Here is a 20,876-nt window from a genome sequence, read left to right on the forward strand (position 1 = left end):
GTGAAAGAAAACAAGCGGCAGAGCCGCTTGTGAAATTAGAGTCCAAACAGAAGTCGATCGTAGCCAGGGAACGGCCAGTATTTCTGGTCCGTCATGGTTTCGAGCGCGTCGCAATGCTTTCTCAGCTCTTCCATATCCGGGAGGATTACTTCGCGGACATAGTCGGCTGCAGTTTCGATCGGTTCCAGATGATCCATCGTATCGCGATCGGCCTTGAGCTGTTCGAGCGCTGCAAACGCTTTGGTCAGTTCGGAATTGCCGCGCGCCAGCATCGTGCCTTCGTAGCCCTGATCGGCGGGCAGACCCACCTGGGTTTTGACTAGAACGGTATCGGCAAGCGATTTCTGATAGGCACTGACGGCAGGAAGGATTTCCTGGCCGGCCATGTCGATCATCGTTCTGGCTTCGATGTTCAGCAGATGAACGTATTCTTCCATCAGGATTTCATAGCGGGAGAGAACTTCTTCTTCGCTCAGAACGTGATGCCGTTCAAAGAGCGCAATATTCTCGGGGCGTTTTAAATACGGGATGGCTTCCGGCGTGGTCCTGAGATTGAGCAGGCCGCGGCGTTCGGCTTCTTCGACCCATTCGTCGGAATAGCCGTTGCCATTAAAGATGATGCGGGAATGATTCGTGAAAATGTCACGAAGCAGCTTGTGCAGAGCGGAAGGAAGATCTTCGGCCTGTTCGAGCACGTCGGCAATCTGCATCAGCGAATCGGCGATCGCCGTATTCAGAATCATATTGATGCCGGCAATGGACTGGGCGGAGCCGGGCATACGGAATTCAAACTTGTTGCCGGTAAACGCGAACGGGGATGTGCGGTTGCGGTCGGTCGTGTCAACGGGAAGTTTAGGCAGAACGCGGGCACCGATGTTCATGAACTGCTTGTCCTTGCTTCCGTAATCGGCATCGGCTTTGATCGCTTCGATGACTTCCGCGAGTTCGTCGCCGGTAAAGATGGAGATGATAGCCGGAGGCGCTTCGTTTGCACCCAGACGGTGATCGTTTCCGGCGGTGGCTACCGAAAGGCGGAGCAGATCCTGGTGTTCGTCGACGGCTTTGACAATGCCGGCCAGGAACGTCAGAAACTGCAGGTTTTCGTACGGGGTATCGCCGGGTTCGAGAAGGTTTAGTCCGGTATTGGTGGAGAGGGACCAGTTGTTGTGCTTGCCGCTGCCGTTAATGCCTTCAAAAGGCTTTTCGTGAAGCAGAGCAACCAGGTTATGTTTTTGGCGATACGCTGGATCAGTTCCATAGTCAGCTGGTTCTGATCGGTCGCCAGGTTGGTGGTCGAGAAAATCGGTGCGATTTCAAACTGAGCGGGCGCCACTTCGTTATGCTGGGTTTTGCCATGACGCCAAGTTTCCACAGCTCGACATTCAGTTCGTCCATGAACGATTTTACGCGGGACTGAATCGTTCCAAAGTAATGATCTTCCATTTCCTGCCCTTTTGGAGCCGGTGCGCCAAAGAGGGTACGTCCAGTAAAGATCAGATCCTTGCGCTGGTTGTACAGATCGCGGTCGACGAGAAAATATTCCTGTTCGGGACCGACGGTCGTTTTGACGGAGGCGACATCATCGATTCCAAACAGGCGAAGAATCCGCCTGGTCTGCTTTCCGATCGCTTCCATTGATCGCAGCAGAGGCGTTTTCTTATCCAGAGCGTGTCCGGTATAGGAACAGAAAGCGGTAGGAATGCAAAGAACGCCTTCCTTAATAAATGCATTGCTGGTGGGGTCCCATGCGGTATAGCCGCGGGCTTCAAACGTGGCACGCAGACCGCCGTTTGGAAAAGAGGAAGCATCCGGTTCGCCTTTAATGAGCTCGGAGCCTTTAAAGCCCATAATGACGGTTCCGTCTCCGTCCGGCGTAATAAAGGAATCGTGCTTTTCAGCGGTAATGCCGGTCATCGGCTGGAACCAGTGCGTGAAATGGGTCGCGCCTTCTTCAATGGCCCAGACTTTCATGGCATGGGCGACGGCGTTGGCGATTTTACGGTTCAGCGGAAGGCCCTGGTCGATCGTTTTTCAGTTCTCGATACGTATCTTTTGGCAGACGCTCTCGCATCTTCTGGTCGTCAAAGACCTTTTCACCAAAGATTTCTGCGACGTTCGTATTCATAATCCATCTCCTTATAGTAGAAAAAGGCAAAGACACTCCAGCTGCAACTCGCCACTTAATCGGAGTGAACGTGGGTTGAAGCTTATTGGCGTCTTTGCCTTTTCGCTGGTGTAAGAATACAAGATCAAAAAGCGCATGGTCAAGAACGGAAACGGAAAAAGCGTTCCGGACACAGGATCTGCAATGTAAACGATTACAATTGAATGTTTTCCCAATTTTCTGAAAACGAAAGCCTGCTTTCAAGAGTTCTCGTTCCATCGCCTGAAAACGGGAAACGTGAGGAACGGGATGGCGGCAGCAAAAGGACAAAAGGCATTTTTCTGCCGTCCGATCCAGAGCAATGCAGATCAACGCAAATCCACAAAGGCCGGCTCAGACCATTTTTCGGCTGTCTGGCGGATTACACGACAGGAGACAGTTCAGCGAATTTATGCGGCTTCCAGCCATTCTGGCCGGTTTTGGCCCGTTCGTTTCAGCGGATTTCATCCCAATGGAAAGAAACCTCCGTGATTGTGAAACGGCATTTCAATCGGTCTGAAAGCGGTATCGAAAAGAATTTAGGGATGGTATCTTTCAAGTGCAACAGGGAAAAGAGAAAACCAGGGCCCGATCATCTCGATTCATTTTGAAAACAGGGAGAAAGATATGTCGAAAAAGTACGAGCAGCTTGCCGCAGACATTATTGAAAAGGTTGGCGGCCAGAAAAATATCCAGTCCGCATATCACTGCCAGACCCGTATTCGCTTTAGTCTGGCGGATGAACAGCTTGCGGATGATGAAGCCATTAAAAACATGGACGGCGTAGCCGGGGTCATTCGAAATGCCGGCGTGTATCAGGTCGTTATCGGGACACATGTCGCGGACGTTTTTGAAGAGGTAGAAAAGCTTGCGGATCTGTCTTCAGCTTCCGGGAAGGACGAAGGAAAAAAGAAGAGAAGAAGGGGCGATGAATACGGTCATCGACTTCGTCTCCTCCGTATTCCAGCCCATTATTCCCGCTTTATCCGGTGCCGGTATGATCAAAGCCGTTCTGGCTCTGCTCACCGTGTTCCATTTCATTACAAACGATTCGCAGACGTACATTCTGCTTAACATGTTCGCCGATTCCGCGTTTTATTTCCTGCCGGTTCTGGTGGCGTTTACGGAAGCTCAGAAACTGAAGTGCAATCCGATTCTGGCGTGCGTAACCGCGCTCATTCTCATGCATCCGACCTGGACCGGACTGGTCTCTGCCGGAGTGCCGGTCAGTCTGTTTGAAGTCATTCCGTTCCAGCTGGTCAATTACGCGAACAGCGTCGTTCCCATCATTCTGATCATTCTTGTTCAGAAGTATGTTGAAAAATGGCTGAATCGGATCATGCCAAAATCGGTCAATCTGATCTTCGTTCCGATGCTCACGATGATCATCATGGGCACGTTGGCGCTCTCTATCATTGGACCGCTTGGAAACATTGTTGGTTCCTGGCTTGGCGTGATCTTCAACTACCTTGCGGAAAATGCAGCCTGGGCACCCGCCGTTCTCGTTGGCGGTCTGCTTCCTGTCATGGTCATGTTTGGTATTCACAATGGCATCGCACCGCTCGGTATCATGCAGATGGGTACGCTTGGCTACGATTCCATTTTCGGTCCCGGCTGCGTCTGCTCCAATATGGCGCAGGCGTCCGCCGGTGCAGTCGTTGCCTTCCGTGAAAAAAACGCAAGGAAAAACAGATTGCCACAGCCGGTACGATTACTGCCTACATGGGCATTACCGAACCGCTCTTATACGGCGTAAACCTTCCAAAGAAATATCCTCTCTACGCCAGCATGATCGGCGGTGCGCTTGGAGGACTGTATGCCGGCCTTACCCATACCCACCGCTTCGCAACCGGATCGAGCGGTCTGTCCGCCGTCCTGCTGTATATCGGCGACAATACCATGATGTTCTTTTACAACATTCTGATCGCAATTGTTATCGCATGCGTTTCCTCAGCCATCCTGACCTGGATTCTGGCCATCCGCTTTGAAAAGAAAAACGCAAAAGCTTCTTCCGAAAAAGAAGACCGCAAAGAAACGTCTGCTTCCAAAACGAGTTCAAAAGAAATTGAAATGGCTCCCAAAGCCGCAAAACCATCCAAAGCCATCGTTGAAGCCTGCACGCCAGGAACGATCGCACCGTTAAGTACAGCAAAAGACGAAGCGTTCTCTGAAGGCCTTCTTGGGAAAGGCGCAGTGATTGAGCCAGATAAGGGAATTGTTGAAGCTCCGTTTGACGGAATAATCTCGGTATTTTTCCCGACCGCCCATGCCATCGGCCTTATGAGCGACGACGGGATTGAAGTTCTGATTCATGTCGGCATTAACACCGTGGAACTGAACGGCGAACATTTTACCGCTCTCGCAAAACAGGGTGAGCGCGTCCAAAAGGGACAGACCCTTCTGAAATTTGATAAAGACGCGATCGCAAAAGCCGGCTATCCAACCCAGACGATGGTTATCGTCACAAATACCCCGAATTTGAAGACGTAGAAGTTGTAGAAAACCTTGCGTTTACGAATAGATAACGGGCTGCAAGGTGCTTCATCCTGTCAGAAATCGACGGAATGAATTCAAAATCAAAAGACTCTTGATTCCGTTGGGAAGAAAATCAGAATTCAATTTGTCTTCCCAATGGAATTCTCTATACGTGCAAATCGGTTTAACCCGATCGATCCAGAAAGGAAATCCATATGTTCTATCATGAAAAACCTGCGTTCCCCGAAGATTTTCTCTGGGGCGCTTCCACCTCCGCCTATCAGGTAGAAGGCGCTGCAGCCGAAGACGGAAAAGGTCTGTCGGTACAGGATCTTCACCATCCGGCAGAAACGTCCGATTTCTCCGTAGCCAGCGATCATTACCATCGCTTCCTGGAGGACGTGGCGCTGATGAAGGAGATGGGGCTGAAAGCCTATCGCTTCTCCTTTTCCTGGAGCCGGATTTTCCCCGAAGGAAAAGGGAAGATCAACCAGGAAGGTCTGAATTTTTACCACAAACTCGTCGACGCACTCTGCGCTGCCGGCATTCGCCCGATCGCCACACTGTATCATTTCGATCTACCTCTGGCGCTTGACGAAAACGGCGGCTGGTCCAATCGGGAGACGATCGATGCCTTCGAAGCGTATGCGGCCCTGCTGTTTCAGGAATTCCAGAATCAGATTAAGGACTGGCTGACGATCAACGAGCAGAATGTCATGATTTTGCATCCAAGCGCGATGAATCCCCGCGGTGTACCGAGTCAGAAAGAGCTTTACCAGCAAAACCATCACATGTTTCTGGCTTCAGCAAGAGCCATTCAGAGACTGCGAACGATCGATCCGGAAGCCCACATCGGAGCTGCCCCGAATATCATTGCCGTCTATCCCAAGACGTGTGCCCCTGAAGATTCCATTGCGGCGGATAACTGGGAAACGCTGCGCAACTGGCTGTACATCGATATGTATGCACACGGACGGTACAATTCGCTGGCCTGGGAGTATCTCAAAGACCATGGCTGGCAGCCGGAAATTCAGGAAGGGGATATGGAGCTTCTTCGCGAAGCCAGACCGGATTTCATGGGCGTGAACTACTACGCGACCGCTACCGTCAGCGCACCAAAAATGACGGACATGACCGCCAGCCGCGAAACGGCGATCAGCAGGTGATGGTCGGGGAAGAAGGCGTTTACCGTGCAGAAGAAAACGAATGCCTTCCATCGACCGAATTTGGCTGGAAAATTGATCCCGTCGGTCTTCGTACGACGCTGCGCCGCCTCTATGCCCATGCCCACATGCCGCTGCTGATTACGGAAAACGGTATGGGTGCCCGAGACCTTCTGGAAGATGACGGCCATGTTCACGACAGCTATCGAATCGACTATTATGCAAAGCATCTAAAACAGGCTGCTCTGGCCATTCAGGATGGCGTTGAGCTGATGGGCTATTGCCCCTGGTCGTTTATGGATCTGGTCAGCACCCACCAGGGCTATCAGAAACGTTACGGTTTCGTCTATATCAATCGGGATGAAAAAGATCTCAAGGATATGAAACGAATTCCAAAGGACAGCTTTTACTGGTACCGGGATGTCATTCAGACCAACGGAGAAAGCCTGATCCAGTCCAAGTGACTGTAAACCAGCAGATATCTGAATCAGAAAAACGAAAGATCAAAGGCAAAGGTTATAAGATTAATCGAAAAGAGCGGGAAGAGCCATTTCTCTGGAATATGTCTTCCTGCTCTTTTTCAACAACGGAATCTGGAGATAGAAAACTGGAGATAGAAAAAGGGAAAAGCAGCTTTCCACTAGAATCGGATGATCTTTTGCACGAGCAGGAGAAAGGAACCAAATGGACCGTAAGAGGTTTTATTCAATTTTCTGACTTGTTAAGATGAAAATACATCCCCTGCAGAGGCAGGCGGGAGGACAGCATGAAACTCATCCAGCAAATTGAAGAAGCTGCTCTGAAGTATTCTAATACGAGGCGATGCATTGCATCGGTCATTCTTGAACATCGAACCGATTTTCATGAGCTTTCTCTGGAAAACATAGCCGAGTTTGCCTTTGTCTCCAAACCGACCGTAGTCCGCTTTGCGCAGAGCTTTGGCTATGCGGGCTGGCGCGATTTTCGAGACGACGTGGTCGCCGAGCTGTACACGGCCCAGGTCCATCCTGAACGGGTCGATGTCAACTATCCGTTTCAGGCGGATTCGGATTTGAACTCCATCACGGATGCGCTGGCCAGAACGATGATTCAGACCATCGAAGATACCCGGGAAACGCTGGATCTGAACATGGTCAGCCGGATTGTCTCCTTAATGGAGCGGGCAAGACGGATTGCGGTTTTCAGTATCTCACCCCATACGTACAGTGCGTATCTTTTTGCCAGAAAAATGATGACGATGCAGAAACCCGTGCAAGTATGTACCCCCAGGGAAATGGGCATTACCGCCAGAACGCTGTCCAGTCTGGATATGGCCATTCTCATTTCCTACGCCGGAAACAATTCCGATGCGGAACCGATGACGATCGTTCCGTATCTTAAGGACGCCCGAATTCCCACCGCCGTTCTGACCAGCGCGGGAAATAATTATCTTCGCGAAAATTTCACAAACGTTCTGACCATTCCAGATGATGAACATCTCTATACCAAGATTGCAACATTTGCGAGCGAGCAGTCCGTATCCTATCTGCTGAACGTTCTTTATGCCGGCTTCTTTGCCAGACACTATGAAAAGAACGATCGAAACAAGATTCAGACCGCAAGACAGCTTGAAGATATCCGTAGAAACAGTCGACTGCCCGAATAAAGAAAATAGTCTGACTTATGCTGACGAAGCAGTCAGGAAAGCGGGTTCGGCGGCTTGCCTTAAAAACGATGGCACCTGCCGATGCAGCTCATAATCGAATACTGCCTGAAATAAACCGGAAGTCCTTCTTTCCCGGTGATGAAGGCTTCCGGTTTGGTCTGTATTTGAAAAAGCGATGTTTATCGTTGCAGTTCATTTTGAAGAAGTTCAAGATTTTCCTGCAAATTGCCGGTCATATCGAGCTCTCGAACAGAGGAAACAGGGGCTGACAACATTTTTTGATGATTCATCTCGATCAGACAGCTTTGCGGATAACCACACGGCATCTGGGCGGTGAGCGGTCTTAAAAGCAGTTTCCAGATCCATAGGAGAATGGATGGAGGACAGATCTTCTTCTGGTATGTATTCAAGATTTGCTCGATGGGTAAAGCGGCCTTCGAGATAAAAGATTCCATTTTCAGGATATCCTGCCTGCGCAAAGCGGTCTTCCACGTTTGTGGTCAGGATATAGTCTGGCCGATTCTGTGTAATTTGTCGAAGCGTAGGCAGAATCGGAGAGACTGGCTTCTCGTAGTGAATGCCTTTGAGCAGCCGGGTATAAAACGCATTAAACTCGCTGGACTTGGGAAAGGATAGTTCAAGCCCTGCAAAGGAGTCTGAAAGCCGTATTTCTGAATAAAGTCGGCAAAATTTTCACTGAACCAGCCAGAAGGACGGAGGATCGCAAGGTTTTCACTCATGGAAAAGCCGTTGGCTGCATAGATGACAAGACCGTACGCCTGCCGGATCCAGTCGGCCGCTTTCTGCCAGTCGCTCACTGCGGAAAAAGAAGTCATTCTTTCTGTTCCTTTCTGTCTGGCTCTGCAGGACAGCTTTGACGAATTTCAGCAGCAGTTTGAAAAGGAAATGAAGAAAATTACGCTGGAAAAGATTATCCAGAATTACCAGAAGCGGCTGGAACATTCCGAAGGCGCTGCAAAGAGCCCACAGATTTAGCCGTCCAGGTAAAGTTCCGGTTCGACTGGATGGTCCGTTTGGAAAAGAATTTGGCCATCTTTTTTATTTGCTTCCAAATTCGCACAGGGAATAATGCAGGAAATCGATTTCAAGTTCAGAAATAAACCGCCCTCTGGATGGTGAGTTTTTGAACTGTACAGAAAGCTTTGATAATCTCTGCGCCGACTGTCTATACTTGAAAGAGCGTATAAAAAACAAATCCGCCTGTTGAAATCGGCTCCTGCTTCGAGCGCCAAAAGCGGATTTTCGATACAAAATGAGAATTTGAATCGTTCAGCCGGTTCATACCGAACAGGAAGGAATCTTTATGTTCAGTCAGAATGATGTCTTGCAGTATGTGGAAGAGGAAGGCGTAAAATTCATCCGCCTGGCCTACTACGATTTATTTGGGGTACAGAGAAATGTCTCGATCATGCCTGTACAGCTGAAAAGGCGTTTGAGAAGGGAATTACGATCGACGGATTGCAGGTTTTTGGAAACAGCACAAACGGGGAAGATCTGGTCATTAAGCCGGACGCCTCGACGATGATTCTTCTGCCCTGGCGTTCCATGGAAAACGGCGTGATTCATATGGTCTGCGATCTGTATCATATTGACGGCCGCAAATATAAACCGGATCCGCGCACCCTGCTGAAAAATGCCCTCGATCAGGCGCATGCTCTCGATCTGGATCTGCTCATGGCCTCCAAATTTGAGTTTTATCTTTTTGAACGCGACGAAAAGGGAAAGCGAACGAAGATTCCTTTTGATGAGGGAAGCTATATGGATGTGGCGCCCTTAGATGGCGGGGAAAATATCCGCCGTGAGATCTGTCTGCTGCTTGAAGAAATGGGGCTGGATCCGCATAAATCGTTCCATCAGCTCGGTCCGGGACAAAATGAGATCGACTTTCATTTTTCAGAACCGCTCGATGCTGCCGATGAAGCGTCTCTGTTTAAGTGGATTGTCCGTACGACTGCCAATTCCAATGGTCTCTATGCCGATTTTTCGCCAAACCCGCTCCAAAATCAGCCGGGAAGTGCGATGCACGTGCAGATCCGTTTTCTCGGGGACAGTCTGTATAAACAGGGCGCCTTTATCGCCGGACTGCTGCGCTATTTGCCGGACGTTCAGCTTTTCTCTGCCCTTCTGCCGAATCGTATACGCGTCTGGCGTATGCGACGGCACCTAAGCGCTTTAATTTTTCGGATCGAATTCGCAACGTCATGGTCCGCATTCCGCCGCTATCGCATGACGTGCTGGAAGTCCGCCTTCCCGATGCGCAGGCCAATCCGTATCTGACCTTTGCTCTTGTGCTGTTTGCGGGTATGGAAGGCCTGCGGCAAAATCTCAAAATTGAAGACGTTCCCATCCAGAAAGTCGCCGCAAGCCGCCTGGAAGCGCAGATTCTGGCGGATCAGTCCGCATTTGTTGAGCACTATATCGATCCGGCCGTAATTCAGGCGTATAAAACCAGAGGGTAATGCTGTGTCCGTGAGAACTCTGCTCATCCTCGATGAGCTGCCGCAGCTCAGTGAAGACCTGCTGCGAAACTGCGGCTGGAATGCCGTTTTGCGCATGGACAGCAGCAGCGCCAGACGCTATCTGGCTTCCTCATCGGTCGATCTGATCGCAGTGAAAGTGGAAAGACGCCAGTCTGCGATTTCTTCTCTTGTTCTGGAACTTTGCGCGCTGCATCAGATTTCCGGTCTGATCCTCTGCTCACCCGAGCTGGTCGATACGCTGTCTTATCAGATGCGAAGCGTCCCGATTCTGGTTCTGCCCGTCAATACGGCGCGGACCATTCTGGTTCAGGTTCTTGCGTATTTGCGCAAGTCCATTGATGAGGCAAGACGTCTTTCCCAGTCGCTGATGCGGGAGAAAAAGAAGGCACAGGATGAAAAATTCATCAGTCAGGTCAAAATCGAACTGGCTTTGAAGTGCCGCTGGTCGGAAGAGAAAGCCCACCAGTACATTTTGAAAACGGCGATGGATCATTCGATGACCAAAGTGGCCGCCGCAAGGCAGATCCTTGCCAGATTGGAGCGAATTTCCAGTGAAAGTAAAAAGACAAACGCGATACGTCAGCTTGATACGCATAAAATTGACTATGTTCCGCATGATTTAAAGCTTTCCGAAGCTGCGGATGCACAGACGGTAGCCCATCTGCTAAATACAACCGAAGAGCAGGTGTTCAAAACGCTCGTTACCGTCGGACACGATAAAGAACATTACGTGTTCATGCTGCCGGCAAACGCCCATCTTTCCCTGAAAAAAGCCGCCAGAGCGGTGGGAACCAAGAAGATTGAAATGATCGCGCAAAAGGAACTGTTTCCGCTGACCGGCTATGTACATGGCGGCTGTTCGCCGCTTGGCATGAAAAAGAAGTTTGCAACGTTTATTGATCAGAGCGCCCTCTCTCACGATCCGATTTTCTTTTCCGGCGGTCAGATCGGCGTGCAGATTGAAATCAATCCGAACGATCTGATCGAAACCTTCCAGGTTAAACCGGCAGATCTTTGCGAAGACTAGCTTTGCCCGCAGGCAGCTGAAAAACAGAAACATACATCCGGCTTCTCCCGAAAGAGAAAGATCCGGATTTTTCTTTGTTTTGGACCGGATTTTTCTTGGTTTGGATATAGGAAGACTGTACTGCGGATTGTTGATAAATCAATTTGTATTTTTTGTTTGAATTGCTTTCCAAATGATTGTCTGGGATTGGAAAGTACGGGTTTGAGCGGATACACTTTCAGAGAAAGGATGTTTTATGTATGAAAGCATTTTCCAGCAACATTTATCAGATTTATCCGCTTGGCGCTGCCGGTGCTCCATTTGAAAACGACCGCCAGCTGACGCACCGGCTTGGCCGCTTTGAAACGTGGACGGATCATCTCAAAAAGCTGAACATGAACATGGTTCTGTTCAATCCGCTGTTTGAATCCGTCAGCCACGGTTACGACACCACGGATTATCGCAAAGTCGACTCCCGGCTCGGGGACGAGAAAGACCTGAAGCATCTGGTCGACCGTTATCATGAAAACGGCATTTCGGTTTTGTTTGACGCAGTATTCAATCATGCAGGAAGGGAATATCCGCCGTTCCAGGACGTTTTGAAAAACCGGGAAAATTCGCGTTACAAAGACTGGTTTCTCATCGATTTCAACGGCAACAATTCCTATGACGATCATCTCTGGTACCAGAACTGGGAAGGGTATGACGCGCTCGTCAAGCTCAACCTGAAAAATCCGGAAGTCGTTTCGGAGCTTCTTTCCGTCGTCGATTTCTGGATCGACACGTTTGGCGTAGACGGTCTTCGTCTCGATGTCGCCTATTGCCTGGATCCGGATTTCCTGCGTACGCTTCATCATCATGTCAAAAGCCGCAATCCGGAGTTTTTCCTGCTTGGCGAAACGCTCCATGGCGATTACAACACCTGGGTAAACAGCGAGATGCTCGATTCGTGTACGAACTACGAATGCTACAAAGGACTGTATTCCTCGTTCAACTCGAAAAACTTTTACGAGATTCTCTATTCCTTCAAACGCCAGTTTGGCAAGGAACCGTGGTGTCTCTATACCGGCAGGCATCTGCTCTCCTTTGTCGATAATCATGACGTCAACCGAATCGCTTCCCAGCTCGAAAACAAAAAGCAGCTGCCAGCGATTTATGCGATGCTCTTTACGATGCCGGGCATTCCGGCTGTTTACTACGGCAGCGAGTGGGGAATGGAAGGCCGCAAAAACCAGAACGATACGGAACTGCGCAAGGAAGTTAAAGTTCCTCAATGGAATGAACTGACGGATCAGATCGCCCGTCTGGCGAAAATCCGTCTTGAGCATCCGGAACTCGTGTATGGCGACTACACCCAGATCGCGATTAACAATCCCTGGTGCTTGTTCCAGCGCTCCCTCGATGGGAAATCCGTATGGACCGCCGTCAATCTGCTCGATGAACCGGTCGATATCCCGGTTCCAGCCCATCAGCGCATGACGAACCTGATGAATGACGAGAGCGAAGACATTCAGGGATCGGTTCATGTCGAACCCAATTCCTTTAAGATTCTTGGGTTTTAACTTCCCGAAAAGCGAGAAGGAAACCCGACCGAAATACTATTTGAATCCGCAAAAAGCCTCATGACATGCGATCGGTCATGAGGCTTTCGTTTATGCATGGTTTAAAAGTTCAGGCACACGCTAAACCCGAACAGAACTTCCCCAAGTCTTTCGAGTATGGTGGCTATGCCTTTACTTCCTATGCGTATTTTTGACGGCGCAAAAGTTTGCGCGCAGGCATTTGAGTGAATTACTTCGCTGCTGCTTCGTCAACGGCTTCCATGATGGCGGAAAGGTTAATGGTGCATCCGCTCTTCACGTCTTCGTCTTCTGCGTAGCCGTCTGCATCGAGTTTAACGGCTTCTGGTCCGTTTTCAACGATGTATTTTTCAAGGAATTCAACCTGTTCGTTCCATTCCTTGCCGATGCCGGAAGCACTCTTCATGCCGTACTCGGCACCGAGTTCTTTTTGTTTTTCCATCTTCGGTGGTTTCGTCGATGGTTACGCCCGTGATTTTTCCGTCTTTCTTCGTAACGGTTGCGGATACGTCCTGACCGTCGTGGTCTACGTAAGCGGTGTTGCTGGTTTCACCGGCTGCGCTGGAGCTGTTTGCACTTCCAGATGTGCAGCCTGCGAAAAGGAGAGTCGCAGCGGTGAGAGCCGCAAATGCTTTTTGTTCATTTGTCTGTCCTCCAGACGGCATACAGCCGTCGTTAATCCGATTTTTCACAAACGATTGCCCAAAAGGACATCATCTGCCGGAATTCAATCGTGATTATAACAAATGAAATGAAAAAGGCGAACAAATTGATTCGTAAAAAATGAATTTAATTTTATCACCATAATGTTCATCCGGCGAAAAAACAAGAACCGTGACCGGAAAAGTAACGTTTTGAACAGGAAATGCAAAGAAATTCGCGAAAATCAACCTCACTTTGCATACGGTATGCGAGTGTTCCGGCAGTGACGGCAAAAAGCGGCGTCCGTCTGGATTCACCCTGCGGGTACATTCTGTATACGATGCGGACTGGCCTGAAAATCACATGCGTTTACAGCGTCATCGAATACCGGACATACGGAGGGGCTTTCTGGATCCTATTGGAAGACAGAGAAAAAGCCGTCACAAAGACGGCTGAAATTACAATTATTCTTACGCTTGCTCTTACCCCTGTTCCTACTCCTGTTCCTGCTCTTCGGATTTCATTCTGGCGTTTTTCACAGCGGCCTGAATCAGTCCGTCAAAGAGCGGATGTACGCGGGTAGGGCGGGATTTGAATTCGGGATGGTACTGCACGCCGATATAAAATGGATGATCGGTATACTCGATGGCTTCTACCAGAGAATTGTCCGGACTCGTTCCGGCGATCGTCATTTTGTTTTCTTCAAAGCGGCTGCGGTAGAGATTGTTGAATTCATAGCGATGACGGTGTCTTTCGCTCGTACGGTCCGCCTGATACAGATCATGCAGGCGGGTACCGTCATGGATGTAGCACGGATAGGCGCCAAGCCGCATCGTTCCGCCTTTGCGAATGTCATTGGACTGATCGGCCATGAAATCGATAATCGCATCGGGCGTGTTTTCATCAAATTCAAAGGAATTCGCCTGCTCGAGTCCGAGGACGTCCCGGGCAAAGGAAATGGCTGCGATCTGCATGCCCAGACAAATGCCCAGGTAAGGAATCTTATGCTCTCTGGCATAGCCCGCCGCAGCAATCATGCCTTCAATGCCGCGGCCGCCAAAGCCGCCGGGAACGATAATGCCGTCGACATCCGAGAAAACTTCGTCAAAATTGTCGAGATGTTCGGAATCGATCCATTTGATGTTCAGGCGGACTCCGTTTTTGAAGGCGCCGTGATGGAGCGCTTCCGCAACAGAAAGATACGCGTCATGCAGGGCGACGTATTTCCCGACAAGACCGATCGTGACTTCCTGATCGGCTTTGTGAATGGAATCGACCATGGCTTTCCAGTTTTCCAGATCCGGCGTTCGGTTTTCGAGACCGAGCTTTTGCAGATGACGTCTGCAATATGCTGCTCTTCCAGCATCAATGGCACTTCATACAGAGAATCGAGCGTGCGGTTTTCGAAGACCGACTCGGGTTCGACGTTGCAGAAAAGGGAAATCTTGTCTAGAACCGAAGAGGGAATCGATTCATCGCAACGGGCAATGATGAGATCGGGGTGAATGCCAAAGCTCATCAGTTCCTTGACAGAATGCTGGGTCGGCTTGGACTTGAATTCCTTGCTTCCCGAAATATAGGGAATGTAGGTGACGTGAACGAACAGACAGTTGTTTCGTCCGGCTTCGGCTGCGACCTGTCGAATCGATTCGAGAAACGGCTGGGATTCAATGTCGCCGATCGTACCGCCGATTTCGGTAATGATGACATCGGCATCCGCATAACGTCCCGCCTGCATGACGAAGTTTTGATTTCGTCGGTAATGTGCGGAATGACCTGAACCGTCTGTCCGAGGTATTTGCCTTCGCGCTCTTTGTTAAGCACATTCCAGTACACTTTTCCAGTCGTCAGATTGGAGTACTGGTGAAGGTTTTCATCGATAAAGCGTTCATAATGCCCGAGATCGAGGTCGGCTTCGAGGCCGTCGTCGGTGACGAACACTTCGCCATGCTGGAACGGCGACATCGTGCCCGGGTCCACATTAATATAAGGATCCAGTTTCTGCGCCGTGACCTTGTAGCCGCGTGCTTTAAGAAGGCGTCCGATCGAGGCAGCGCTGATGCCTTTGCCAAGCCCGGATACGACGCCCCCGGTAACGAAAATGTATTTCATAGGCAGATCCTCCTGCAAAAAAATAATTACCTGCCAATTTTACGCCTTGAAAATAACAGAAGAATTGGCGGAACCCGAAAAAGCAAAATGAGAGAAAAATGAGCGGGTTTCCAAACCTCATCAAGCCCTTACATAATCGCTTAAAACAGCCATATATTCTGTGAATCCTGTAAATGCTTTTGTTGTCACTATTTGTGCACGTATTATACACAAAGTCTAGTCCTATCTTTTGCTTATGCGTGTTATGTATGGACAACTTGACGAAGATGTTACTTTTACGCACTTTAAAAAGAAGAAATTTGTTAACTTGCGTAAAAAGAACGCGAAAATTCGTTCGGAAACTAGTTGAAATCCTAAGGAGTTCGATATACTGAAATTAAGTGAAAAGCAGTTTCTTTTTTGGAAAAAGTTTACGAATCTGCTTTTCGGACGGTATGCTTACCTGTCGGATCCAGGCGTTTTTTAAACGGATTTTCGCTGAAAACCTGACGTTCTTCTTTCGCTTTTTTGACGAATATGCAAAAGAAGAACGTTTGAAAAGAAAACCGTTTTGAGTGTTCTGTTCTTCTTTAAGGATCATTTCATGGATTTGAGCAAAATGAGATGCACAGAAAAAGCCATAGAGTCGACACCTGCGATCAAACGTGTAAAATACGGAATTCAGAACACAAGATTCTGAACGCCAGACAAAGCCAGCCGCCAAGGTGCGCGGCTGATGCAACTTTGGAAAAACAGAATGAGGAGGAAACAGAATGAACCGAACTGCCCGCTGCATCCGAATGCTTATGATCTTGAAAAGCCGACAGACGGTCTGTACCTCTGAACTTGCAGAGCTTCTCGAGACCAATCCAAGAAACATTCGTGAATACAAGAAAGAACTGGAACAAGCCGGCTATACCATTAAAACGGTACGCGGTGCCGGAGGCGGCTATGAGCTTGAAGGCGGAGCCGTCCTGCCTCTGCCTTTATATAACGATGAATCGATCGATATTCTGACCACGATCCGAGACAGTCTGCTGTCCACGCCCAATCAGCCGTATGCGGCCAAGGGTGCGGAACTGCTTGATGAAATTATCGCGTCCAACCCGGTCAGCGATCCGGAAAAGCCGATTTACTTTACCCCGAGCCGGATTAACGATTTCTCTGAATCCGCAAAGGACGATTTAAGCCGGATCCGCAAAGCGGTGTTCCGTCGCCAGCAGATCTCGATTCTGTACCATTCCCGCGAAAGCAAGGATCCCATCCGTCGTGTCGTTGATCCGTACGATGTCGTCTGCTCGGACGGCAACTGGTACTTTGTCGGCTTTGACCATTATCGTCAGGCTGTCCGAACGTTTCGGATTTCGCCGGCGCGCCTTTTAAAGCTCGAACTTCTCGATACGACATTCGAACGGCAGGCAGATTTCAAGCTCAAGGATTATCTGGGTACTTCTGCCCTTACACGCGCCGACAAGGAAATTTATCTGATTGAAGTGCGCAAGGAACAGTGCCGCTTCTTTGAAGAAATTCGCTGGGGCCAGAGCTTTGCAAAAATCGGCGAACAGCGCGAAGGCTGGGTGACCTATTCTTTCTTCTGCGACGATCCGGCGCATATCGAACGCAATCTGTTCCGTTTTGGAAACGATGTGATTTTGCTGGCCCCCAAATGGCTGGCTAAGGAATATACGGACAAGCTTGCTTCCATCCTGGATCTTTACAGGGATTAAGCAAACTTTTCCCGCTGAATTTTTACTGCTGTTTATTTCTCGATCAGGCGGACGTGTATCCGCCTGATTTATTTTTGAGTATGATAGTCAGAAGAGGGTCCTTTTGCCTGACCAGACCGCCCGCCGTTCGCATACGTTTGGACAAGGACGGAATGCTTCGCTTTCATTCCAGTCCATCCGCATCAGGCAAGAGGAAATGAGGAGATGGTGCCTATGAGCGAGAAACGACGAATGATTCACACCAATGAAGCGGCAGGCGCCCTGAACTGTCTGCGCAAGGTAGTTTTAATACGGCATCAGAATGGGGCAGTCGATGATTTTGCACTGCCCGACGGTCACGAATTTCGCCGCCGCCTGGAAGAGCTTTTTGAAAACGATCCGCTCCCTGTGGACAAAGGGAGATTCAAGCGAGCGTTCCTTTGATATTTTGCGACATCACGACAAGGCGCGAAATCTTCGCTTTGAAAGCCGGGGCATTTGCACGACGATTCCGGTTCTGGAATTTGATCGGGAAGGCTCCATCGAACAGGGTAAGCCGCTCTGGATCGTCTGGTATCCCGTGTATGGAACAAACCCAAAAGATACGATGCTGCATCGGCTGTACGCGGACTGTGCCGTTCTGGCGGCCAATGGAATCGATGTGTCGTCCATTCGCTTCATCTGTCTGCGCAGCGATCTGATCAGCGATCCAGATTTAAAAGCGGACGAGATTTTTACCGTCTACGATCATCTGCGCAAACCGCGCGGGGGATTTCGCAAGCCGACAGCCATTGAAATGGTTCGAGATCTCGAACAGAAAGAACCTTTCGGCAAGTTTCTCAATCTGGCGGCAGAAGCGCTGGATCAGGCGCTTGATCTTTCACTCGATGAAATCGCCGTACGCAAAACCAAACTTTGTTCGAGCGCCCACTGTCCCTTTTATGAAGAGTGCTATCAGAAGAGAACGCTGCCAAATGATTCCGTCGCACTTCTTTCTTCCTGCGCTGCTGCCGGCCAGATGATGGAAAAAGGCATTGTTACGCTCGATCAGGTTCCGGGTGAAGCGGTCGAGGGCAGTCCTTTTCAGTACGCGCAGATCATGGCGGCCAGAAATCCAAAAGGCTATTTTCTGGATGCGGGCGGGGTGGAAGAATGGTTTTCCAAACTGACGTTTCCGCTTTCCTATCTGGATTTTGAATGGGACACGTACGTTCTCTCCCCTATGCCGGCATGCGGCCGTTTGATGTGCTGTGCTTTCAGTATTCTTTGCATGTCGAGACCAGAGAGGGAAAGCTAAGCCATACTGCCTTTTTGAAACGGGAGACTGCCGGGAAGCGTTTATTCGATCGCTGCTGCGCGATCTGCCAAAGACGGGAAGCATTCTTGTCTTCAATATGGAAGGCGCGGAAAAGCTGCGTCTGCGTCAGCTGGCCGAGCAGTTTCCAGAGTATCGAGAACAGCTGGAATCGGTCTGCGAGCGGATGATCGATCTTGCGCTGCCCTTTGAAAGCGGCTGCTTTTATAATCTTGCTCAGCGTTCGCACAGTTCTCTGAAAACGCTGCTGCCGCTCTTTGCCCAGGATGTCAGCTATCACGATCTGGACGTATCCAACGGCGTACAGGCGGTCAACGTATACCGCCAGGCACAAAATGAACGCGGATTGCAGCAGCTGCAGCTGGCCAGAGATATCAGCGAATACTGCTCGCTCGATACGCTGGCCGAAAGAAACTGGCCGATGGCCTGAAACAGAAACTGGAGGAAGAAGAATGCCAAATCTGATTACGCATGCCCTGTTTGCGGACGATGTGCTCGAACGCTTGAACAATCCTTTGTGTAACGCGAAGCGAAAGATGTTTCTGACAGGAAGCCAGGGACCGGATTTTCTGTTTTTCATCACAGCGATCCTTTTACGATATTCTCAAGCCTTCCGATATCCGCAAATACGGCAGACTCTTTCATAACGAGCACGTCAATGACTTTTACTTAAGCGCGCTGCATTCGATTGAAAACGAAAAAACAAGGACATTCAGGACGATCTGATCGTCTACGTGTGCGGCCATCTTTGCCACTGGGCGCTCGATTCCACGATGCATCCGCTGATTTATTCGAAAACAGGCAACTGCAAAGGCGACAGTTCCTGGCGCCACCATCAGTTTGAATCGATGCTGGACGCGGCCATGCTCAAATACCGGAAAAATCTCACGATTGCCGACTATGACTTTTCGAAGGAATGCTTTTCCACATCGCCGCAGACCGCACGCGCCATGGCGCGGATTTACGTTCCGGCGATTGCCGAAATTTATGGCGAACACGTTGCGCCTTCGAGCTTTCTGGAGGTACTGAAAGACTGGCGGCGCATTGAACGCCATTTCCGGGATCCGAAAGATCTTAAGAAAAAGCTGCTGCGCCCGCTGGAAAAAATGACGCGTCTGGAGTTTCTGATGACCGGCTTTTCCATTCCGGCCCATTACGAAGACAATGTCGACATATGCAATCTGCTGCACAGTCCATGGCGCCATCCGGTATCCGGAGAAGCGACCACGGCATCGGTCTTTGATCTGATGGAAACCGCGCTGCAGAAAGCTTTGCGGACCATTGATCTTTTCGAAACCTGTCTGGCTCATCCAGGCAGCCCGGAAGACGAACAGGCGTTCCTCGATTTTCTGGGCGATCGCAACTACGAAATGGATATGCCCCTGGATTTCTTCCGACCTATTTTGAACTGGCCGATCTGGATCAGAAAATCTGACGGGAACGTATAGGCCGTTTCCGGGTACTTTGCCGATACGATTGCTACGGCTTTTCGCCATTTCAACCGAAAGACTCTGTTTTTGATGGCTTTGTCCAGCGAAAGAACGCGGTAAATGCGGCATTGGATCTGGTAAAGCGCCCGACTGGGCACAGGCTTATCTTTTTGTGTGAGAAAATCCGACGGGCGTACGCGAACCGTCTGGATGGATCAAAAGTTTTCATGAATTTTCATGAAAAAGAGCCTGCGCGGCTTCGTTTTGAAGAGCCTGTGTAGAAGAGAAAACACAATTTGCTTATAATTAGACCACATTAGCGAAGGGAAAAGATTATGTACAAAATTCTGGAAAAGAAGGTGCTCAATCCGACCGTCGTTCAGATTACGGTCGATGCGCCTCACGCTGCCCGGCACGCGAAAGCCGGTCAGTTCATTATTCTTCGTGCAGACCAGGACGGTGAACGCGTTCCGTTTACCATCGCTGCCGCCGATCCCGAAAAGGGAACGGTAACGATCATCTATCAGGTGGTCGGCGCCTCCACAAGAAAGCTCATGGCTTTGGAAGAAGGCGATGAACTCGCGGACTTTGCCGGTCCATTAGGCCGTCCTTCGGAAATTGAAGGCGAAAACGTCGTGATCATCGGCGGCGGTGTCGGCTGCGCAATCGCTCTGCCGACGGCCAAGGCATTCCACGATGCCGGTAAAAACGTCACAACGATCGTCGGCTTCCGCAATAAGGATCTTGTCATTCTCGAAGACGAGTTCAAAGCCGTTTCGGATACGTACTATCTGATGAGCGACGACGGTTCGGTTGGCGAAAAAGGTCTGGTTACCGCCAAACTGAAAGAGCTGATCGAAAACGGACAGAAAATCGATAAAGTCATCGCGATCGGACCGCTGATCATGATGAAATTTGTCTGCGCTCTGACCAAGGAATATGACATTCCTACCGTTGTCTCCATGAACCCGATCATGATCGACGGTACCGGCATGTGCGGCGGCTGCCGCCTCGTTGTCGATGGCCAGATGCGTTTTGCCTGCGTCGACGGTCCAGATTTTGACGGACATAAAGTCGACTTTGATTCGGCGATGAGCCGCAATGGTGCCTATAAGGAAAAAGAGCATCACGACTATGAAGAAGCCTGCCGGCTTCTGAACAGGAAGGAGGGGGACTGAA

21 protein-coding genes and 4 pseudogenes are annotated in these 20,876 nt (G+C 49.9%); 18 read left to right on the plus strand and 7 right to left on the minus strand.

From position 1 onward, the window contains the following. Nucleotides 1-35: 35 nt before the first annotated feature. Complete coding sequence (locus KWG61_RS17470) at nt 36-881, minus strand: hypothetical protein (RefSeq protein WP_367614184.1); 846 nt, start codon at nt 879-881, stop codon at nt 36-38. A gap of 120 nt (nt 882-1,001) precedes the next feature. On the opposite strand from KWG61_RS17470, the gene KWG61_RS17475 reads away from it, so the two are divergent. Next, entirely contained in the window at nt 1,002-1,136 is a 135-nt protein-coding gene (locus KWG61_RS17475) for a hypothetical protein (RefSeq protein WP_367614185.1), read from the plus strand. Here the strand turns inward: KWG61_RS17475 and KWG61_RS17480 are convergent. The 3 genes and pseudogenes from KWG61_RS17480 to KWG61_RS17490 form a co-directional block, all read right to left on the minus strand. Then, nucleotides 1,107-1,223: pseudogene (locus tag KWG61_RS17480) on the minus strand (hypothetical protein); the annotation flags it as partial. The gene KWG61_RS17475 and the pseudogene KWG61_RS17480 sit on opposite strands and share 30 nt — an antisense overlap. 37 nt (nt 1,224-1,260) lie before the next feature. Beyond that, nucleotides 1,261-1,971, minus strand: a complete 711-nt coding sequence (locus KWG61_RS17485) for a glutamine synthetase III (RefSeq protein WP_367614186.1) — start codon at nt 1,969-1,971, stop codon at nt 1,261-1,263. A 25-nt stretch (nt 1,972-1,996) separates the two neighbouring features. After that, on the minus strand, nt 1,997-2,125 hold the full coding sequence (locus tag KWG61_RS17490) for a hypothetical protein (RefSeq protein WP_367614187.1): 129 nt from the start codon (nt 2,123-2,125) through the stop codon (nt 1,997-1,999). Between the two features lie 645 nt (nt 2,126-2,770). Between KWG61_RS17490 and KWG61_RS09615 the strand changes: the two genes are divergently transcribed. From KWG61_RS09615 to KWG61_RS09640, 7 genes are all read left to right on the plus strand, one after another. Continuing rightward, nucleotides 2,771-3,217, plus strand: a complete 447-nt coding sequence (locus KWG61_RS09615) for a PTS transporter subunit EIIB (RefSeq protein WP_242743573.1) — start codon at nt 2,771-2,773, stop codon at nt 3,215-3,217. Next, nucleotides 3,141-3,899, plus strand: a complete 759-nt coding sequence (locus KWG61_RS09620) for a PTS transporter subunit EIIC (RefSeq protein WP_242743574.1) — start codon at nt 3,141-3,143, stop codon at nt 3,897-3,899. Before KWG61_RS09615 ends, KWG61_RS09620 begins: the two co-directional genes overlap by 77 nt. Next, entirely contained in the window at nt 3,866-4,633 is a 768-nt protein-coding gene (locus KWG61_RS09625; RefSeq protein WP_242743575.1) for a glucose PTS transporter subunit IIA, read from the plus strand. Before KWG61_RS09620 ends, KWG61_RS09625 begins: the two co-directional genes overlap by 34 nt. Before the next feature lie 200 nt (nt 4,634-4,833). Beyond that, on the plus strand, nt 4,834-5,784 hold the full coding sequence (locus KWG61_RS09630; RefSeq protein ID WP_256460663.1) for a glycoside hydrolase family 1 protein: 951 nt from the start codon (nt 4,834-4,836) through the stop codon (nt 5,782-5,784). Beyond that, nucleotides 5,784-6,245 carry a family 1 glycosylhydrolase gene (locus KWG61_RS16290; protein ID WP_256460863.1) on the plus strand — a complete coding sequence of 154 codons (462 nt, stop codon included), beginning with the start codon at nt 5,784-5,786 and terminating at the stop codon, nt 6,243-6,245. Before KWG61_RS09630 ends, KWG61_RS16290 begins: the two co-directional genes overlap by 1 nt. Continuing rightward, nucleotides 6,242-6,511 (plus strand): hypothetical protein, encoded by a 270-nt coding sequence (locus KWG61_RS09635; RefSeq protein ID WP_242743576.1) that lies wholly within the window; start codon nt 6,242-6,244, stop codon nt 6,509-6,511. Before KWG61_RS16290 ends, KWG61_RS09635 begins: the two co-directional genes overlap by 4 nt. A 36-nt stretch (nt 6,512-6,547) precedes the next feature. After that, a complete protein-coding gene (locus tag KWG61_RS09640) occupies nt 6,548-7,426 on the plus strand; it encodes a MurR/RpiR family transcriptional regulator (RefSeq protein ID WP_230267010.1) in 879 nt (292 codons plus the stop codon). 207 nt (nt 7,427-7,633) lie between these two features. On the opposite strand, the gene KWG61_RS09645 is transcribed toward KWG61_RS09640, so the two are convergent. After that, on the minus strand, nt 7,634-7,918 hold the full coding sequence (locus KWG61_RS09645; RefSeq protein WP_242743577.1) for a hypothetical protein: 285 nt from the start codon (nt 7,916-7,918) through the stop codon (nt 7,634-7,636). A gap of 270 nt (nt 7,919-8,188) precedes the next feature. On the opposite strand from KWG61_RS09645, the gene KWG61_RS09650 reads away from it, so the two are divergent. The 5 genes and pseudogenes from KWG61_RS09650 to KWG61_RS09665 all read left to right on the plus strand — a co-directional run bounded on the left by KWG61_RS09650 (nt 8,189) and on the right by KWG61_RS09665 (nt 12,495). Continuing rightward, nucleotides 8,189-8,422, plus strand: coding sequence for a hypothetical protein (locus KWG61_RS09650; RefSeq protein WP_230267011.1), 234 nt, complete (start codon nt 8,189-8,191; stop codon nt 8,420-8,422). 591 nt (nt 8,423-9,013) lie between these two features. After that, a pseudogene (locus KWG61_RS16295) lies at nt 9,014-9,472 on the plus strand (type I glutamate--ammonia ligase); the annotation flags it as partial. A gap of 119 nt (nt 9,473-9,591) precedes the next feature. Continuing rightward, nucleotides 9,592-9,906: a glutamine synthetase gene (locus KWG61_RS16300; protein WP_256460864.1), complete on the plus strand. Its 315-nt coding sequence runs from the start codon at nt 9,592-9,594 to the stop codon at nt 9,904-9,906. A gap of 4 nt (nt 9,907-9,910) precedes the next feature. After that, on the plus strand, nt 9,911-10,954 hold the full coding sequence (gene ybaK / locus KWG61_RS09660; RefSeq protein ID WP_242743578.1) for a Cys-tRNA(Pro) deacylase: 1,044 nt from the start codon (nt 9,911-9,913) through the stop codon (nt 10,952-10,954). A 239-nt stretch (nt 10,955-11,193) separates the two neighbouring features. Next, the gene (locus tag KWG61_RS09665; RefSeq protein WP_230267015.1) at nt 11,194-12,495 is read left to right on the plus strand and encodes an alpha-amylase family glycosyl hydrolase; all 1,302 of its coding nucleotides are present in this window, start codon (nt 11,194-11,196) and stop codon (nt 12,493-12,495) included. Between the two features lie 229 nt (nt 12,496-12,724). Here the strand turns inward: KWG61_RS09665 and KWG61_RS09670 are convergent, their stop codons facing one another. Both KWG61_RS09670 and KWG61_RS09675 read right to left on the minus strand, forming a co-directional pair. Then, nucleotides 12,725-12,955, minus strand: coding sequence for a hypothetical protein (locus KWG61_RS09670; RefSeq protein ID WP_242743579.1), 231 nt, complete (start codon nt 12,953-12,955; stop codon nt 12,725-12,727). A gap of 694 nt (nt 12,956-13,649) precedes the next feature. Beyond that, nucleotides 13,650-15,267 (minus strand): annotated as a pseudogene (locus KWG61_RS09675) (CTP synthase). Nucleotides 15,268-16,019: 752 nt separating this feature from the next. Here KWG61_RS09675 and KWG61_RS09680 point away from each other — a divergent pair. The 5 genes and pseudogenes from KWG61_RS09680 (at nt 16,020) to KWG61_RS09700 (ending at nt 20,875) form a co-directional block, all read left to right on the plus strand. Continuing rightward, entirely contained in the window at nt 16,020-16,973 is a 954-nt protein-coding gene (locus KWG61_RS09680) for a YafY family protein (protein ID WP_230267019.1), read from the plus strand. A gap of 301 nt (nt 16,974-17,274) precedes the next feature. Further along, a complete protein-coding gene (locus tag KWG61_RS09685; protein WP_242743580.1) occupies nt 17,275-18,249 on the plus strand; it encodes a hypothetical protein in 975 nt (324 codons plus the stop codon). Then, nucleotides 18,183-18,697: pseudogene (locus tag KWG61_RS09690) on the plus strand (DUF2779 domain-containing protein). The gene KWG61_RS09685 and the pseudogene KWG61_RS09690 overlap by 67 nt, the downstream one beginning before the upstream one ends. Before the next feature lie 304 nt (nt 18,698-19,001). Continuing rightward, complete coding sequence (locus KWG61_RS09695) at nt 19,002-19,715, plus strand: hypothetical protein (RefSeq protein ID WP_242743582.1); 714 nt, start codon at nt 19,002-19,004, stop codon at nt 19,713-19,715. A gap of 317 nt (nt 19,716-20,032) precedes the next feature. Continuing rightward, nucleotides 20,033-20,875, plus strand: a complete 843-nt coding sequence (locus KWG61_RS09700; RefSeq protein WP_230267022.1) for a sulfide/dihydroorotate dehydrogenase-like FAD/NAD-binding protein — start codon at nt 20,033-20,035, stop codon at nt 20,873-20,875. Nucleotide 20,876 lies beyond the last annotated feature (1 nt).

This window comes from Allobaculum sp. Allo2 (genome assembly GCF_022701175.1).
Lineage (GTDB): Bacteria > Bacillota_I > Bacilli_A > Erysipelotrichales > Erysipelotrichaceae > Allobaculum > Allobaculum fili.